We start from the raw sequence: 14,424 nt of genomic DNA, 5'->3' as shown, positions 1-14,424 counted from the left end.
TTAAAGACTAAAAAAAAGGGCTAACCATTTGCGGTTAACCCATTTCAATATGATGCTCTTATAAGTCAATTTTCTTACTCTTCTTTACCACCTTTCAAACGATCCTGTAACGCCTGCAACTCATCCCATTTGCCATCGCGGGCTAAGGCTGCCTGTTCGTTCCAAGTCGTTGCATCGTGTACGTTGTACCGCGGACCTGCATCACCCAAAACCTGTTGTACAGTTTCATCTTCTGCAGAAGCCAACTGGGCAAAGGTAGTAATGCCGGCGTTATTGAGCAACTCAGCTATCTTTGGACCAATTCCTTCAACTTTTGTCAAGTCATCGCCCTGAGCTGCTGTTTCCACAGCGGTTTCTTCCGTTTCAACGACTTCGGCAGATGGCTGCTCGTCAACCACAGCCGCTTCCGTCGTCTCTGTAACTGGAGTGCCAGTTGCCGTAGCAGACTTGGCTGCACCACCACCCCGACGACTACGGCGAGTTTTGGTTGTAGCAGTCGCTTTATCAGCAGCAGCAGCGATTAACAGTTCATTGAAATCGACTAATTCAATCAGGCAGGTTTCGGCATTGTCTCCTAACCGATTACCTAATTTAATGATACGTGTATAACCGCCTGGGCGACTGGCTATTTTATCAGCCACCATCCCGAACAGTTCTTTCATCGTTTCTTTGTCATTCAGCGATCTGAATACAATGCGACGATTCTGATAAGTATCATCTTTAGCGCGGGTCAGAATTGGCTCTACAAATTTGCGCAGTTCCTTCGCCTTGGCTACCGTTGTCTCGATACGCTTATGCAGGATCAGCGACGAAGCCATATTTTGCAGCATTGCCTCGCGGTGCGAGTGTGTGCGGCTGAGGTGATTATCTTTTTTACCGTGTCTCATTATTGTAATGGAGGTTTACGGTTTATGGTTTACAATTTACAATTTATGGAGACATTATACCCAGCCACAAACCGTAAACCATAAACCGTAAACCGACTTAGTCTTCGTCTAATCTATACTTTGCAACGTCCATACCGAACGTTAAATTTTTCTCGGCAACCAATTGCTCAAGCTCCGTAAGCGACTTCTTACCAAAGTTGCGGAACTTCATCATGTCCGAAATCTCTAACCGGACAAGGTCACCCAGTGTCCGTACGTCTGCTGACTTCAAGCAGTTATACGCCCTTACTGACAGATCAAGATCAGCCAGTGACGTCTTCAGAAGTTTCCGCATGTGCAGTACTTCTTCATCTACTACGTTTTCCTCTTCTGCTTTCGCCGTTTCAAACGTCATCGTTTGATCTGAGAAAAGCATGAAGTGTTGAATTAAGATATATGCAGCTCCCTTCAACGCTTCTTCCGGGTGAATAGACCCGTCCGTTTCAATATCCAGTAGTAGACGCTCATAGTCCGTTTTCTGCTCAACCCGGGTATTCTCAACGCTATATTTTACGTTTTTTATTGGCGTATAAATAGCATCAATGGGTATGTGCCCAAACGGTAATTCATTAGCACGTGGTTCATCGGCCGGAACGTACCCGCGGCCTTTCTCCACGAAAATTTCCATTTCCAAATCTCTGGTGTCATCGATGTGGCAAATTTCCAGTTCTGGATTCAGCACTTCGAACGATGGAGAAAATTTAGATATATCACCCGCTTTAAGAACCGATTGCTTCTTTATGTTGACGGTGATTTTGTTGTCGACCATATCGTTGATCTTCTTAAAACGAACCATCTTCAGGTTCAGAATGATCTCCGTTACGTCTTCAACTACGCCCTCGATAGACGAAAACTCGTGTAGAACACCTGGAAATTTCACACTTGTGATAGTGTATCCTTCCAAAGATGATAACAGAATGCGACGAAGCGCATTACCGATTGTTACACCGTATCCTTTTTCGAGGGGTTTAAATTCAAACACCCCGTGAAAGTCGTCAGCTTTCTCCACTACGACTTTGTCGGGCATTTGGAACGCTAAAATTGACATACGTTTCGTATTTTAACAGCAGTTCTCTGCCTGACGTGAAGACTGAAATTTATTTACAATTTTCAGTACTTTGGTTCATGGTATTTACCGGACTAAAGACCAGTTTTCTACCAATAACCAATCGACTTTAAACTGTAAACTATATAAATCCAGCAAAACCCGAAATGGGTCCTGCTGTAAGGCTTACTTAGAATACAATTCGACGATGGCCTGCTCGTTGAAATTCTCTGGAATCTGGTCCCGCTCCGGGAAGCTGATAAATTTGCCCACCATTTGTTGACCATCCCACTCAACCCAGTTGTAGCGCTTCGTACTGCGAGCGGATAAACTGGACGTAACAGCCTCTAATGATTTCGATTTTTCCCGAACGCCAATGAGCTGGCCTGGTTTTAACGAATAAGAAGGAATGTTTACAACTTCGCCGTCAACAATGATATGCTTGTGCGACACCAACTGACGGGCTGCCCGACGGGAAGATGCAATGCCCATACGATAAACTGTGTTATCAAGGCGGGCTTCACATAGTTTGAGGAGATTTTCACCAGTGATTCCTGAACGAACCTGTGCCCGGTGAAACAAGGCCCGGAACTGACGTTCCAGAATGCCATAAGTATACTTTACCTTCTGTTTTTCAAGAAGTTGGAGCGCATATTCGGATTGTTTCCGTTTGCGACCACGACCGTGCATACCCGGTCCGTAATTTTTCTTCTGGAGCGCTTTGCTCGGACCCATAACTGGCTCGCCGAACTTGCGCGAAATTTTGGCCTTTGGCCCTGTATAACGTGCCATTCTTCAATGAATGAATAAAGTGAAACATTGGACAGACACAACTAAATGTCGCCTGCCCCTATTCATGCCATCCGTAAGTTATACGCGACGACGTTTTGGCGGCCGACACCCATTGTGCGGCAGCGGGGTAATATCACGGATTGTTGTTACTTCGATACCCGAGTTCTGAATGGTACGAATAGCTGACTCACGGCCTGAACCAGGACCTTTAACAAATACTTCTGCTTTGCGCATTCCCAAATCGTGGGCTACAGCAGCACAGTTAGATGCGGCAGTCTGAGCAGCATAGGGTGTGTTCTTTTTAGAACCCCGGAAGCCCATCTTACCTGCTGATGCCCAGGATATAACCTGGCCATTCATGTTTGTAATCGAAATGATGATGTTATTGAATGTAGCCCGAATATGAATCTGACCAACGGGTTCAACAACGACCACCCGCTTTTTCGCTTTGTCTTTGCGTTTTGCTTGTGCCATCTTTTGTAGGTAATCGTCAATATGTCACGGGTTATCATTACTTGCCATTTAGCTATTAAATGACCACAAATGGACCTTGTGACGATGAGCGACCGATTAATTATTTTGTTACTTTCTTCTTGTTAGCAACAGTCTTCCGCTTCCCTTTCCGGGTACGGGAGTTGTTCTTTGTATGTTGACCACGAACTGGCAAACCTTTACGGTGACGCAGCCCACGATAGCAACCAATATCCATCAAACGCTTGATGCTCAACTGAACTTCCGAACGAAGCTGACCCTCTACCTTGTACTCATTCGAGATAGCATTACGCACAGCACTTGCTTCGTCGTCTGACCACTCATTGGCTTTCTTGTCGACACTGATACCGGCGTCGGTCAGGATCTTCTTAGCTCGGCTACGACCAATGCCGTAGATGTACGTCAGCGCAATTTCGCCACGTTTCTTGTCTGGAATATCAACACCTGCAATACGTGCCATACTTATCCTTGTCTTTGTTTGTAACGGGGATTCTTTTTGTTGATCACGTACAGCTTCCCTTTCCGCCGGATCACTTTGCAGTCTTCGCTGCGTTTCTTAATTGACGCTTTAACTTTCATCTTCTTAAAAGTTTTCGATTTTCAGTTTTCAGTTTTCAGTTTCTGGCCGACGAGCAACCCTAAACCTAAACCGTCAACCGCTAACCTATTTGTACCGATATACAATCCTGGCCTTACTCAAGTCGTAAGGCGACATTTCTAACTTTACGCGGTCTCCAGGCAAAATCTTGATGTAATTCATCCGCATTTTACCGGAGATATGAGCAATTACCTCATGCTTATTAGCCAACTCAACCCGAAACATTGCATTTGACAATGCTTCCAAAATTATACCGTCCTGTTCTATAGAATTCTGCTTTGCCATATTCGCTTTAAGCTGCCATCAGTTCATTTGTATCAACCATCAGGCTTGTATTGGCGGTAACTTCTTCAATGTATTCAAAGGTTGTCAGAATTTCCGGTTTCCCTTTCCGAACAGCCACTGTGTGTTCAAAGTGCGCTGAAGGTTTGCGATCTACCGTCCTTATGGTCCAGCCATCGCGTTCCTGAACAACTCCCTTCTTCCCAAAATTAATCATCGGTTCAATTGCCAGAATCATTCCTTCGTGCAACCGAGGGCCCTGACCTCTTTTACCGTAGTTAGGGACTTCGGGAGCTTCGTGCAAATCCTGCCCAACCCCATGACCCACTAACTCACGAACAACTGAATAACCAAATTTCTCCGTGTAAGTCTGGATAGCATATCCAATATCACCAACCCGATTTCCTTCTGTGGCCTTTTCGAGACCAACATATAGGGATTGCTTTGTTCGGCTAAGTAATCGACGTACAGCAAGGTTAACTTCACCAATTGGATACGTGTAAGCACTATCGCTATGATATCCATTCAGCTTAACACCACAGTCAATCGATACAATGTCACCATCACGAAGCTCGTAACGGCTTGGGAGTCCATGAACAACTACATCATTCACGGAAATACAAAGCGAGGCTGGGAATTTATTATAACCTAAGAATGAAGGAGTTCCACCATTATCCTTAATAAACGTTTCAGCCATTGTATCCAGTTCCTTCGTTGTTATGCCAGGCCGGATAATCTTAGCCACTTCGGCATGTGCTTTCCCGAGTACCTGAGCGCTGATCTTTATCAGAGCGATCTCCTCATCGCTTCTGTAATAAATCATTTTATCCTTTTTGTCAGAACTAGCCATGCGTTTCTAAGCTGCTACTGTTTCGCCAGTAGTTGTTCGCCCCTGAAGACGTCCCGACTTCATGAGGCCTTCATACCGACGCATCAATAGATAGCTTTCAATCTGTTGCAGTGTATCAAGTACTACGCCAACCATAATAAGAAGTGATGTACCCCCAAAGAACTGGGCAAATCCACTAGTCATCCCGAATATGTTAGCGATGGCTGGTAGGATAGCCACAATGGCTAGCATGATAGCGCCAGGCAACGTAATTCGGTCAAGAACAGTACCGATATACTCCGATGTTTGAAAGCCCGGTTTTACACCTGGAATAAACCCGCCACTTCGCTTCATGTCATCAGCAATCTGAACTGGGTTAACCGATATAGCTGTGTAGAAGAAGGTAAAAACAATAATCAATAAAGCAAACAGCACGTTATATTGCCATGTTGTGTAGCTTTGAAAAGCGTTTTGAATACCAGCTGCAAAGTCGCTCTTTTCCGAAAACAGACCCGCTACATACGTTGGAATAAACATAAGCGCCTGAGCGAAGATAATAGGCATTACGCCTGCAGCATTCAACTTTAACGGCAAATATTGTCGCTGCCCACCTACTACTTTGTTACCAATAACCTGCTTGGCATACTGAATCGGAATCCGACGTACGGCTTGGGTAAGCACAACCGCTCCCATAACAACGAAGTATAGTGCTACCAACTCAAGGACAAAAATCAGAATACCGCCTGTCCCCCTCGACTGCTGTTCGCCAATCAACGCACCCGGAAGACGGGAAACTATTCCAATCATGATAATCATGGAAATACCGTTTCCAATTCCTTTATCCGTGATTCGTTCTCCCAGCCACATACAAAAGATAGTACCTGCTGTGAGAATAAACAAGGAAGAGATGGTAAACAATCCCTGATCAATTAGTAACGCTTCTTTTGGAATGGTTGTACGAACATAAGTAAGAGCCTGCACCGCAGTGACTACAATGGTTAATATCCGCGTAATCTGATTCAGTCGTTTCCGCCCCGACTCACCCTCTTTCTGCATCTTCTGGAAATAAGGAAGAGCGAGTGTGAGTAGCTGAATGGCAATCGACGCCGAAATGTAAGGCATGATACCCAACGCGAAAATTGACGCCTTGCTGAATGCCCCACCTAAAAAAGTGTCTAACAAACCAAGTAATCCCTGAGGATTTAAATTTAGTTTGTTAGGATCGACACCTGGTAACACAATAGCTGAACCAAGACGGAAAGCCGTGATGAACAGTAGCGTGTTGAGGATTCGACTCCGCAACTCGTCAATCGCAAAAATATTCTTAAACGTGGTGATGAGTCGGTTCATAAAAGTAGGTCGGTCGTTGCTATGATCACAACTTAGTTAGCTGCTCCTTCTTTCGCTTCTTTCTTAGGCACTATTGCCTTCCCACCTGCTTTCTCAATAGCTTCGATAGCACTGGCCGAAAACGCGTGGGCGTGAATTTCAACAGCAGTTTTCAACTCACCACGACTTAAAACCTTAACAAGATCTTTCTTACCTACCAGCCCGTGCTGGAGCATAAAATTCATGTCAATCACAGTCGCATTGGTGTCATCAATCAACATCTGAATGGAATCCAGATTGAGAGGCTTGTATTCGACGCGGTTTATGTTCTTAAAACCAAACTTCGGCACCCGACGTTGCAGCGGCATTTGACCACCTTCGAAGTGCGTTTTACGGCTATAACCTGAGCGAGACTGCGCCCCTTTGTGACCACGCGTAGACGTTCCGCCCATGCCTGATCCTTGCCCGCGTCCGACTCGCTTGCGCTCTGTGACGGAACCTTTTGCCGGTCTAAGGTTGCTTAAATTCATGTGTATGTTATTAAAAAGATGATTCTTTTAGCCTTTCAAAACGTCTCTGACAGATAGTTAGAACGGTCTGGAAGCCAAAAGAATCGCAAAGATACTTAAATTTCTTCAACCTTCACTAAGTGCTGCACCTTATTGATAGCACCCTTCAGTGAGTCATTGTATTCCAATTCGACACTGTGGTTGATTTTGCCCAAGCCTAACGACTTAATGGCATTTTTCTGAGATAACGGCCGCTTGATAGTGCTGCTGACCTGCGTAATGCGTACTTGTGCCATGTCTGTTGCTCCGTTTATTAACCGTTAAACACTTTTGACAAGCTCACCTGACGCTGAAATGCTACCTGATGTGGTAAACGCATTTTTAATAGTGCATCAAGCGTAGCTTTCACCACGTTGTGCGGGTTTGATGATCCTTTCGATTTTGCTAAGATATCATGCACACCAGCAGATTCCAGAACGGCGCGCATAGCGCCACCGGCAATGACACCCGTACCCGGCGCGGCTGGCTTCAGCAGGACAAAGCCACCGCTGAACTTACCTTCCATCTCGTGGGGGACTGTGCGCTTCAAGAGAGGAATCTGTACCAGGTTTTTCTTGGCATCTTCTACTCCTTTGGCAATTGCATCAGTTACTTCGTTGGCTTTACCCAATCCATAACCTACAACACCGTTACCATCGCCGACGACGACAATTGCCGAGAAACTAAACCGGCGACCACCTTTTACTACTTTCGCGACACGGTTAATAGCTACGACCTTTTCCTTCAGGTCAGCTTCGTTAAACTTCGTCGGTCTTGCTGAATTGATATTCATCTTTTCGCAGTTAATGCTTAGAACTTAAGGCCACCCTCACGGGCTGCATCGGCCAATGCTTTTACTTTACCGTGATACAGGTACCCATTGCGGTCGAATACGGCTGTGCTGATATTCTGAGCAACTGCTTTTTCAGCCAAACGCTGGCCTACTTTTTTCGCCGTTTCTATCGTGTTGCCTTCGGCCTCACTTTTCAACTCTACCGACGAGGCTGCCGCTAATGTGCGACCAGCTATATCGTCAATCAGTTGGGCGTATATCGCTTTGTTTGAGCGAAAAACTGATAAGCGTGGGCGCTCGGCCGTACCTGACAGTTTTGCGCGGATGCTAAATTTGATCCGCTGTCTCCTTTCTTGCTTGTTCGTTGCCATCTTATTTGATTCCGACCAAATAGGCGTTTAAGTAATTTGATGCTTGACGTTTGAAATTTGATAATGACCGTACTAAGACGCTACTATCAAATTTCAAACAACAAACTTTATTTTTTAGACGAAGACTTACCAGCTTTACGGCGAACCTGCTCACCAACAAAGCGAATACCTTTGCCTTTGTAGGGTTCTACTTTACGCAGTGAACGGATTTTAGCCGCTACGTCACCGAGAAGTTGTTTATCCGAACCTTCCAGATATACTTTCGGATTCTGCCCTTTCTCAGTTACAGCAGTTACTTTAATCTCACCCGGTACGGCTACATACACATTGTGCGAATAGCCAAGTTGTAACTCAAGGATATTGTTTGTAACGGAAGCCTTATAACCAACTCCGATAACTTCAAGATCAAGTTTGTAGCCTTCGCTTACCCCCTGTACCATGTTGCTTACCAGGGACCGGTATAGGCCATGTAATGCTTTATGGCGTTTCTGCTCTGTAGGCCGGGATACTTGAATCTGACCTTCTTCGATTGCTACCGAAATGTCCGGATCAACCGACTGGGTCAGGGTGCCTTTAGGCCCTGTTACCGTAACTACGTTCTGCGCGTCAACAGACAGCGTAACGTTGCTTGGAAGGGCGATGGGTTTCTTACCTATGCGTGACATCGTTCAGTTCGAATTAATATACGTAACACAATACCTCTCCGCCGACATTCAATGTCTTCGCTTCTTTATCCGTCATCACACCTTTAGAGGTTGAGATGATAGCTACACCTAATCCGTTCAGGATACGCGGCAAGTTGTCGGCACCCCGATACTGACGTAAGCCCGGACGGCTGATGCGTTGCAGATCAACGATAGCGGGTTGCTTCGTTGTGGGATTGTACTTAAGGGCAATCTTAATGATACCTTGTGGGGTACTATCGTCGAACTTGTAGTTCTGGATAAACCCTTTGTCGTACAAAACTTTGGTAATTTCTTTCTTTATGTTCGAAGCAGGGATTTCGACAACCCGGTGCTTGGCCCGGATGGCGTTTCTAACACGAGTTAGGAAATCTGCTATTGGATCTGTATTCATTCTTAGCGTTGCGTTACTTACAAACCTCCCTATTTTAAGAAGTTCGCAAAATTACGGGAACTGAATTTCAAATAGAAATGGAAGCTGGAACTACCAGCTCGCTTTTGTTACACCTGGAATTTTACCCGCTGATGCCATTTCCCGGAATGTTACCCGAGAGATACCAAACTTGCGCATATAACCCCGAGGACGTCCCGTTAATTTACAACGGTTATGCAGCCGAACAGGTGATGCATTTTTAGGTAGCTTGTCAAGACCGATATAGTCACCGGCGGCCTTTAAGGCTGCCCGTTTCACGGCATATTTGGCCACTAACGCTTCACGTTTCCGCTCCCGTGCTTTGATTGATTCTTTTGCCATTATTTTAGCCTTTGTGTCGGTTATTATTTACCACTTTTAGCAAACGGCATCCCCATCGCTTTTAGCAGCTCATAGCTCTCGTTATCGGTATTGGCGGTTGTCACGAATGTGATATCCATACCCGAAATCCGTGCTACTTTATCAATGCTAATTTCCGGGAAGATGATTTGCTCCTGTACGCCGAATGTGTAATTACCACGGCCGTCAAATCCCTTGTCGCTAATGCCTTTGAAGTCACGAACTCGTGGCAACGCAACTGTTGTCAACCGGTCCAGGAATTCATACATTTTCACACCACGTAGCGTCACTTTCGCACCAATGGGCATCTTTTCCCGTAGTTTGAAGTTAGAAACGGCCTTTTTCGACATTGTCGGAATAGCTTTCTGGCCCGTGATAGTCGTCAGTTCATCTACCCCTACGTCAACCAATTTCTTGTCGGCGACAGCGGCTCCGATGCCCTTATTGATGACAATCTTGTTCAAACGCGGTACTTGCATAACCGACTTATACTGAAACTTGTCTTTCAATTGAGGTACAATCTCGTTTACGTACTTTTCTTTAAGTCTTGGCGTTGCCATCTTTTTCGACCTTTTTATTTACGACCTGCATCGGCAGACCGATCAGGAATGAAGTTGCCCGTCTTCTTAGAGAAGCGCTGCAGTTTGCCTTTGTCGTTCAATTTACGACCAGTGCGGGTAGATTCGCCAGTAGCAGGATCAACCAGTTTCAGGTTACTAATGTGGATTGATCCTTCCGTTTTCTCCAAGCTTCCTTGCGGGTTAGACGCAGTTGGTTTCAGGTGTTTGGTAATCATAGCTACACCCTCAACGCGGGCACGATCCTTTTCTACGATCACTTCCTGCACCACTCCGCGCTGCCCTTTCGAGTTTCCGCCAATAACGACGACCGTATCGCCCGTCTTTACGTGGAATTTATGTTTTGGTAGCGTTATTTTCTTCTCCATGGCTTATAATACTTCCGGGGCTAACGATACAATTTTCATGAACTGCTTCTCGCGCAATTCGCGAGCTACGGGTCCAAAAATCCGGGTACCACGTGGCTCATCATTATTGTTGAGCAACACGGCTGCGTTATCTTCAAAACGAATATATGACCCGTCTTTCCGACGTACTTCCTTCTTTGTCCGAACAACCACAGCTTTTGACACTGTACCTTTCTTCATACTGCTGGACGACAGGGCCTGTTTCACCGTCACGACAATCTTGTCACCGACTGATGCATACCGCTTACCCGTACCGCCCAGGACGCGGATAACCAGCACTTCTTTAGCACCACTGTTATCGGCTACTCCTAATCTTGATTCTTGCTGTACCATGGCTTACTTCGCTTTTTCGATGATTTCGATTAAACGCCAACGCTTATTTTTGCTCATGGGACGGGTTTCCATCACACGAACAGTATCACCGATACCACACTCATTCTTCTCGTCATGAACAGTCAGTTTTTTCGTCTTGTTCATGAACTTGCCATACATTGGGTGTTTTACCTTACGATCAATGGCAACAGTGATCGTCTTTTGCATTTTATTGCTTGTCACCCGTCCGATACGCTCTTTCCGGGCGTTCCGTTCAGAAACCGAATTGGCTTCTCCAGTTATTGAAGTGGCTGCTTTCGGCTCTTCTTTCGCTGTTTCCACAGGGGCTTTTGATTCCTCCGGTAGTGCTGTCTCTGCTACCACCGGTGCAGTTGCTTCAGCCTGTGGTTCTGGTGCTTGTTGCTCTTCCATCGTCTTATCTTGTTAGGCTTGCTGCGATTTAACTGTCAGTTGCGTATGCAGGCGAGCAATCCGTTTGCGGCTTTCGCGGATGCGCATTGGGTTCTCGATAGGAGATACGGCATGCGCAAACTTTAGTTTCAGCAGGCGATCCTGCTCCGCACCAATTTCGGTACGTAACTCATCAGCCGATAACCCTTTTAAATCTTCTTTTTTCATCTTGTTCGTCGCTTAAGAATACTATTCTTCGCCTTGCTCCTGATAATCGCGCCGGACTACAAACTTTGTCCGAACGGGCAACTTCTGGGCGGCCAGACGCAGGGCTTCCATTCCCGTCGCCAGATCCACACCTGTCGCTTCGAACATGATGGTTCCGGGTTTAACTACAGCCACCCAATACTCAGGGGCACCTTTACCTTTACCCATCCGTACTTCAGCCGGTTTCTTGGTAATTGGCTTGTCGGGGAAAATCCGAATCCAAACCTGGCCTTCGCGTTTCATCGCTCTGGTTACAGAAATACGGGCAGCTTCAATCTGGCGGGCAGTTATCCGGCCAGGCTCAAGCGATTTGATACCGAATGTACCGAAAGCAATTTCGTGGCCGCGTGACGCAATGCCTGGAATCCTTCCTTTGTGCTGTTTGCGAAATCTTGTTCTTTTTGGCTGTAACATAGCTCAATATCAGTTAATCAGTTAGCCAGTAATTGAGTCAGTCAGTTATTAAGTCGGGAAAGAAAATTTCTTTTATCAATTTCCGACTGACAGACTGATCGACTACCTGACTGAATTTATCGTCTTGGTCCTGCACCGCCACGGTTACCACCGCCCTGGCCTCCGCCACCACGGTTGCCACCGCCCTGGCCTCCACCACCACGGTTGCCACCACGGTCATTTGCACCACGCTCACCCCGACCCCGACCACCGCGGTCGTTTCCATCGCGGTCACCACGAGGGCCACGGCGATCGCCACGGTCACTCGATGAGGTAGAACGCTCACCAGCCTGTGCCTGAGTCATCATAGCGGCTGGCGATAAATCACGCTTTCCGTACACTTCACCTTTGAAAATCCACACCTTGATGCCGATTTTACCATATACAGTTTGTGCCTCAGAGATAGCGTAATCGATATCAGCACGAAGCGTGTGCAGAGGGACACGGCCCTCTTTATACTGCTCTGAGCGGGCAATTTCTGCCCCACCTAAACGGCCCGATACTTTCACTTTGATACCTTGTGCGCCTACCCGAAGTGCTGACTGGATAGCCTGCTTCATAGCACGACGGAATGAAATACGAGCCTGTAGTTGTTGAGCAATGGCTTCACCAACCAATTTCGCATCAACTTCCGGACGTTTGATCTCGAAGATGTTGATCTGGACATCTTTGCCCGTAATCTTTTTTAATTCTTCTTTGATCTTATCTACTTCGCCCCCCCCTTTACCAATAACAATACCCGGACGTGCCGTATGAATTGTTAGAGTAACGCGTTTGAGGGTACGTTCAATGACAACCCGTGCAATGGCACCCTTCGGAATACGAGCGGCTACATACTTACGGATCTTCTCGTCTTCTACGAGTTTTTCTGCAAATTCCTTACCTCCGTACCAGCTTGATTCCCAGCCACGAACTATACCAAGTCGCAGGCCAATTGGATTTATCTTTTGTCCCATTTCTTAATTCTCGTTTTCAGGGGTTTCTGCTTCTGCCGACTCCAACAGCGGTTGCGCTGCGCTGTCAACCACAATGGTAATGTGATTGGAACGCTTCCGAATTCGATGACCACGACCCTGAGGGGCCGGGCGCAAACGCTTCAGCATAGGACCACCATCAACAAAAATAGTTTTTACATAAAGGTCAGCGTCTTCAATACGCTCATCTTCGTTTTTCTGCTGCCAGTTGGCAACGGCCGACAAAAGCACTTTCTGCAACACGTCGGCACCAGCCTGAGGCTGATATTTTAACAGGCCCAACGCCCGGCTAACGCGCTGACCACGAATCAGATCGGCGATTAACCGCATCTTACGGGGCGACGTGGGCACATCTTTAAGTTTTGCTACTGCTTCCATTTTTTTGGTTTCGGTTTTGGTTCACGGTTTACAGTTCGCTAAAACCGTAAATCGAATACCGTAAACTACTTATCGTTTGCCCTTGTCTTTCTTTGCGGTGTGTCCGCGGAAGTTGCGCGTTGGTGAAAACTCACCGAGTTTGTGACCAACCATATTCTCCGTTACGTAAACCGGAATAAACTTGTTGCCGTTGTGAACAGCGAAAGTATGGCCTACAAAATCTGGCGAAATCATCGAACGACGCGACCAAGTTTTGATGACCGATTTCTTGCCCGAATCATTCTGTGTCTGAACCTTATTATCCAGGCGGAAATCAATATATGGGCCTTTTTTGAGTGAACGTGCCATTTTTATCTGTTACTTTTTGCGTCGGCTAATAATCATGCTTTCAGATGCCTTGTTCTTGCTACGGGTTTTCTGACCTTTAGCAAACTGGCCATTGCGCGAACGTGGGTGACCACCGGATGCCCGTCCCTCACCACCACCCATCGGGTGATCAACAGGGTTCATAACCACAGCACGAACACGGGGGCGACGACCCAGCCAACGGCTCCGGCCAGCCTTACCTATTACTACGTTCATGTGATCCGGATTGGATACAGAACCAACCGTTGCCATACCTGCGCTCAAAACCCGACGGGTTTCACCAGAGGGTAAACGCAGGATAGCATACTTTTCTTCACGACCAACTAGCTGAGCGTATGTGCCAGCCGAGCGAGCCATCGAGCCACCTTTTCCTGGTGTCAGCTCAATGTTATGAACAATAGTACCAATAGGCATTGCGGCCAGCGGCATAGCATTACCAACATCAGGCGTAACACCTTCGCCCGACTGAATCGTCTGACCTACGGTAATGCCTTGTGGCGCAATGATATAGCGCTTTTCGCCGTCGGCGTATTGCACTAAAGAAATACGTGCCGAACGGTTTGGATCGTATTCTACAGTCAAAACTTCGGCTGTCTGGCCGACTTTATCGCGCTTGAAATCAATAATGCGGTAATGCCGCTTATGACCTCCTCCAATGTAGCGCATAGTGCGGTGACCTTCATTGTTCCGGCCACCGGTTCTCTTAATGGGCTCCAGCAGACTTTTTTCTGGCTTGGAGGCTGTTATTTCCGCAAAGTCGGGTGCCACGCGAAAACGTGTACTCGGCGTTATTGGTCTTAGTTTTTTAACTCCCATGA

26 protein-coding genes are annotated in these 14,424 nt (G+C 46.6%); all 26 read right to left on the bottom strand.

Annotation, left to right across the window (positions count from 1 at the left end):
* Positions 1-74: 74 nt before the first annotated feature.
* A complete protein-coding gene (rplQ, locus tag B156_RS0105845) occupies positions 75-887 on the bottom strand; it encodes a 50S ribosomal protein L17 (RefSeq protein ID WP_026260627.1) in 813 nt (270 codons plus the stop codon).
* Between the two features lie 97 nt (positions 888-984).
* Positions 985-1,974 (bottom strand): DNA-directed RNA polymerase subunit alpha, encoded by a 990-nt coding sequence (locus tag B156_RS0105840; protein WP_018618723.1) that lies wholly within the window; start codon positions 1,972-1,974, stop codon positions 985-987.
* Positions 1,975-2,157: 183 nt separating this feature from the next.
* Complete coding sequence (gene rpsD / locus B156_RS0105835) at positions 2,158-2,763, bottom strand: 30S ribosomal protein S4 (RefSeq protein WP_018618722.1); 606 nt, start codon at positions 2,761-2,763, stop codon at positions 2,158-2,160.
* A 78-nt stretch (positions 2,764-2,841) separates the two neighbouring features.
* Positions 2,842-3,237, bottom strand: a complete 396-nt coding sequence (rpsK, locus tag B156_RS0105830) for a 30S ribosomal protein S11 (RefSeq protein WP_018618721.1) — start codon at positions 3,235-3,237, stop codon at positions 2,842-2,844.
* Positions 3,238-3,337: 100 nt separating this feature from the next.
* Complete coding sequence (gene rpsM / locus B156_RS0105825; RefSeq protein WP_018618720.1) at positions 3,338-3,715, bottom strand: 30S ribosomal protein S13; 378 nt, start codon at positions 3,713-3,715, stop codon at positions 3,338-3,340.
* Positions 3,716-3,717: 2 nt separating this feature from the next.
* Positions 3,718-3,834, bottom strand: coding sequence for a type B 50S ribosomal protein L36 (gene ykgO, locus B156_RS0105820; RefSeq protein ID WP_018618719.1), 117 nt, complete (start codon positions 3,832-3,834; stop codon positions 3,718-3,720).
* An 85-nt stretch (positions 3,835-3,919) separates the two neighbouring features.
* Positions 3,920-4,138, bottom strand: a complete 219-nt coding sequence (gene infA, locus B156_RS0105815; RefSeq protein WP_018618718.1) for a translation initiation factor IF-1 — start codon at positions 4,136-4,138, stop codon at positions 3,920-3,922.
* 7 nt (positions 4,139-4,145) lie between these two features.
* Entirely contained in the window at positions 4,146-4,985 is an 840-nt protein-coding gene (gene map, locus B156_RS0105810) for a type I methionyl aminopeptidase (protein ID WP_018618717.1), read from the bottom strand.
* Between the two features lie 6 nt (positions 4,986-4,991).
* Positions 4,992-6,314, bottom strand: coding sequence for a preprotein translocase subunit SecY (gene secY / locus B156_RS0105805; protein ID WP_018618716.1), 1,323 nt, complete (start codon positions 6,312-6,314; stop codon positions 4,992-4,994).
* A 32-nt stretch (positions 6,315-6,346) separates the two neighbouring features.
* On the bottom strand, positions 6,347-6,823 hold the full coding sequence (rplO, locus tag B156_RS0105800; protein ID WP_026260625.1) for a 50S ribosomal protein L15: 477 nt from the start codon (positions 6,821-6,823) through the stop codon (positions 6,347-6,349).
* A 95-nt stretch (positions 6,824-6,918) separates the two neighbouring features.
* On the bottom strand, positions 6,919-7,098 hold the full coding sequence (gene rpmD, locus B156_RS0105795) for a 50S ribosomal protein L30 (RefSeq protein WP_018618714.1): 180 nt from the start codon (positions 7,096-7,098) through the stop codon (positions 6,919-6,921).
* Between the two features lie 17 nt (positions 7,099-7,115).
* Positions 7,116-7,634, bottom strand: a complete 519-nt coding sequence (gene rpsE, locus B156_RS0105790; RefSeq protein ID WP_018618713.1) for a 30S ribosomal protein S5 — start codon at positions 7,632-7,634, stop codon at positions 7,116-7,118.
* A gap of 17 nt (positions 7,635-7,651) precedes the next feature.
* Positions 7,652-8,005 (bottom strand): 50S ribosomal protein L18, encoded by a 354-nt coding sequence (gene rplR / locus B156_RS0105785; protein WP_018618712.1) that lies wholly within the window; start codon positions 8,003-8,005, stop codon positions 7,652-7,654.
* Between the two features lie 107 nt (positions 8,006-8,112).
* Positions 8,113-8,670: a 50S ribosomal protein L6 gene (rplF, locus tag B156_RS0105780; protein ID WP_018618711.1), complete on the bottom strand. Its 558-nt coding sequence runs from the start codon at positions 8,668-8,670 to the stop codon at positions 8,113-8,115.
* Between the two features lie 13 nt (positions 8,671-8,683).
* Positions 8,684-9,082: a 30S ribosomal protein S8 gene (rpsH, locus tag B156_RS0105775; protein WP_018618710.1), complete on the bottom strand. Its 399-nt coding sequence runs from the start codon at positions 9,080-9,082 to the stop codon at positions 8,684-8,686.
* 90 nt (positions 9,083-9,172) lie between these two features.
* Positions 9,173-9,442: a 30S ribosomal protein S14 gene (gene rpsN / locus B156_RS0105770; protein ID WP_018618709.1), complete on the bottom strand. Its 270-nt coding sequence runs from the start codon at positions 9,440-9,442 to the stop codon at positions 9,173-9,175.
* Positions 9,443-9,465: 23 nt separating this feature from the next.
* Positions 9,466-10,020: a 50S ribosomal protein L5 gene (gene rplE, locus B156_RS0105765; RefSeq protein ID WP_018618708.1), complete on the bottom strand. Its 555-nt coding sequence runs from the start codon at positions 10,018-10,020 to the stop codon at positions 9,466-9,468.
* Between the two features lie 14 nt (positions 10,021-10,034).
* The gene (gene rplX / locus B156_RS0105760) at positions 10,035-10,406 is read right to left on the bottom strand and encodes a 50S ribosomal protein L24 (protein WP_018618707.1); all 372 of its coding nucleotides are present in this window, start codon (positions 10,404-10,406) and stop codon (positions 10,035-10,037) included.
* A gap of 3 nt (positions 10,407-10,409) precedes the next feature.
* Entirely contained in the window at positions 10,410-10,778 is a 369-nt protein-coding gene (gene rplN / locus B156_RS0105755) for a 50S ribosomal protein L14 (protein WP_018618706.1), read from the bottom strand.
* A gap of 3 nt (positions 10,779-10,781) precedes the next feature.
* Positions 10,782-11,060, bottom strand: coding sequence for a 30S ribosomal protein S17 (gene rpsQ, locus B156_RS0105750; RefSeq protein WP_245563696.1), 279 nt, complete (start codon positions 11,058-11,060; stop codon positions 10,782-10,784).
* 141 nt (positions 11,061-11,201) lie between these two features.
* Positions 11,202-11,396 (bottom strand): 50S ribosomal protein L29, encoded by a 195-nt coding sequence (gene rpmC, locus B156_RS0105745; RefSeq protein ID WP_018618704.1) that lies wholly within the window; start codon positions 11,394-11,396, stop codon positions 11,202-11,204.
* A 21-nt stretch (positions 11,397-11,417) separates the two neighbouring features.
* Entirely contained in the window at positions 11,418-11,849 is a 432-nt protein-coding gene (gene rplP / locus B156_RS0105740) for a 50S ribosomal protein L16 (protein ID WP_018618703.1), read from the bottom strand.
* A 116-nt stretch (positions 11,850-11,965) separates the two neighbouring features.
* Positions 11,966-12,844 carry a 30S ribosomal protein S3 gene (gene rpsC, locus B156_RS0105735; protein ID WP_018618702.1) on the bottom strand — a complete coding sequence of 293 codons (879 nt, stop codon included), beginning with the start codon at positions 12,842-12,844 and terminating at the stop codon, positions 11,966-11,968.
* A gap of 3 nt (positions 12,845-12,847) precedes the next feature.
* Complete coding sequence (gene rplV, locus B156_RS0105730; RefSeq protein WP_018618701.1) at positions 12,848-13,240, bottom strand: 50S ribosomal protein L22; 393 nt, start codon at positions 13,238-13,240, stop codon at positions 12,848-12,850.
* 69 nt (positions 13,241-13,309) lie between these two features.
* Entirely contained in the window at positions 13,310-13,588 is a 279-nt protein-coding gene (gene rpsS / locus B156_RS0105725; RefSeq protein WP_018618700.1) for a 30S ribosomal protein S19, read from the bottom strand.
* Positions 13,589-13,597: 9 nt separating this feature from the next.
* On the bottom strand, positions 13,598-14,422 hold the full coding sequence (rplB, locus tag B156_RS0105720) for a 50S ribosomal protein L2 (RefSeq protein WP_026260624.1): 825 nt from the start codon (positions 14,420-14,422) through the stop codon (positions 13,598-13,600).
* Between the last annotated feature and the right edge of the window lie 2 nt (positions 14,423-14,424).

It is taken from the genome of Spirosoma luteum DSM 19990 (assembly GCF_000374065.1).
GTDB lineage: Bacteria > Bacteroidota > Bacteroidia > Cytophagales > Spirosomataceae > Spirosoma > Spirosoma luteum.
Note: the sequence above shows the minus strand (reverse complement) of the source record. Positions and strands in the feature narration are given on the sequence as shown.

What these genes read in the sequence shown, in the direction of transcription:
- rplQ (WP_026260627.1), bottom strand. Translation starts at nt 887, where the DNA reads ATGAGACACGGTAAAAAAGATAATCACCTCAGCCGCACACACTCGCAC.
- B156_RS0105840 (WP_018618723.1), bottom strand. Translation starts at nt 1,974, where the DNA reads ATGTCAATTTTAGCGTTCCAAATGCCCGACAAAGTCGTAGTGGAGAAA.
- rpsD (WP_018618722.1), bottom strand. Translation starts at nt 2,763, where the DNA reads ATGGCACGTTATACAGGGCCAAAGGCCAAAATTTCGCGCAAGTTCGGC.
- rpsK (WP_018618721.1), bottom strand. Translation starts at nt 3,237, where the DNA reads ATGGCACAAGCAAAACGCAAAGACAAAGCGAAAAAGCGGGTGGTCGTT.
- rpsM (WP_018618720.1), bottom strand. Translation starts at nt 3,715, where the DNA reads ATGGCACGTATTGCAGGTGTTGATATTCCAGACAAGAAACGTGGCGAA.
- ykgO (WP_018618719.1), bottom strand. Translation starts at nt 3,834, where the DNA reads ATGAAAGTTAAAGCGTCAATTAAGAAACGCAGCGAAGACTGCAAAGTG.
- infA (WP_018618718.1), bottom strand. Translation starts at nt 4,138, where the DNA reads ATGGCAAAGCAGAATTCTATAGAACAGGACGGTATAATTTTGGAAGCA.
- map (WP_018618717.1), bottom strand. Translation starts at nt 4,985, where the DNA reads ATGGCTAGTTCTGACAAAAAGGATAAAATGATTTATTACAGAAGCGAT.
- secY (WP_018618716.1), bottom strand. Translation starts at nt 6,314, where the DNA reads ATGAACCGACTCATCACCACGTTTAAGAATATTTTTGCGATTGACGAG.
- rplO (WP_026260625.1), bottom strand. Translation starts at nt 6,823, where the DNA reads ATGAATTTAAGCAACCTTAGACCGGCAAAAGGTTCCGTCACAGAGCGC.
- rpmD (WP_018618714.1), bottom strand. Translation starts at nt 7,098, where the DNA reads ATGGCACAAGTACGCATTACGCAGGTCAGCAGCACTATCAAGCGGCCG.
- rpsE (WP_018618713.1), bottom strand. Translation starts at nt 7,634, where the DNA reads ATGAATATCAATTCAGCAAGACCGACGAAGTTTAACGAAGCTGACCTG.
- rplR (WP_018618712.1), bottom strand. Translation starts at nt 8,005, where the DNA reads ATGGCAACGAACAAGCAAGAAAGGAGACAGCGGATCAAATTTAGCATC.
- rplF (WP_018618711.1), bottom strand. Translation starts at nt 8,670, where the DNA reads ATGTCACGCATAGGTAAGAAACCCATCGCCCTTCCAAGCAACGTTACG.
- rpsH (WP_018618710.1), bottom strand. Translation starts at nt 9,082, where the DNA reads ATGAATACAGATCCAATAGCAGATTTCCTAACTCGTGTTAGAAACGCC.
- rpsN (WP_018618709.1), bottom strand. Translation starts at nt 9,442, where the DNA reads ATGGCAAAAGAATCAATCAAAGCACGGGAGCGGAAACGTGAAGCGTTA.
- rplE (WP_018618708.1), bottom strand. Translation starts at nt 10,020, where the DNA reads ATGGCAACGCCAAGACTTAAAGAAAAGTACGTAAACGAGATTGTACCT.
- rplX (WP_018618707.1), bottom strand. Translation starts at nt 10,406, where the DNA reads ATGGAGAAGAAAATAACGCTACCAAAACATAAATTCCACGTAAAGACG.
- rplN (WP_018618706.1), bottom strand. Translation starts at nt 10,778, where the DNA reads ATGGTACAGCAAGAATCAAGATTAGGAGTAGCCGATAACAGTGGTGCT.
- rpmC (WP_018618704.1), bottom strand. Translation starts at nt 11,396, where the DNA reads ATGAAAAAAGAAGATTTAAAAGGGTTATCGGCTGATGAGTTACGTACC.
- rplP (WP_018618703.1), bottom strand. Translation starts at nt 11,849, where the DNA reads ATGTTACAGCCAAAAAGAACAAGATTTCGCAAACAGCACAAAGGAAGG.
- rpsC (WP_018618702.1), bottom strand. Translation starts at nt 12,844, where the DNA reads ATGGGACAAAAGATAAATCCAATTGGCCTGCGACTTGGTATAGTTCGT.
- rplV (WP_018618701.1), bottom strand. Translation starts at nt 13,240, where the DNA reads ATGGAAGCAGTAGCAAAACTTAAAGATGTGCCCACGTCGCCCCGTAAG.
- rpsS (WP_018618700.1), bottom strand. Translation starts at nt 13,588, where the DNA reads ATGGCACGTTCACTCAAAAAAGGCCCATATATTGATTTCCGCCTGGAT.
- rplB (WP_026260624.1), bottom strand. Translation starts at nt 14,422, where the DNA reads ATGGGAGTTAAAAAACTAAGACCAATAACGCCGAGTACACGTTTTCGC.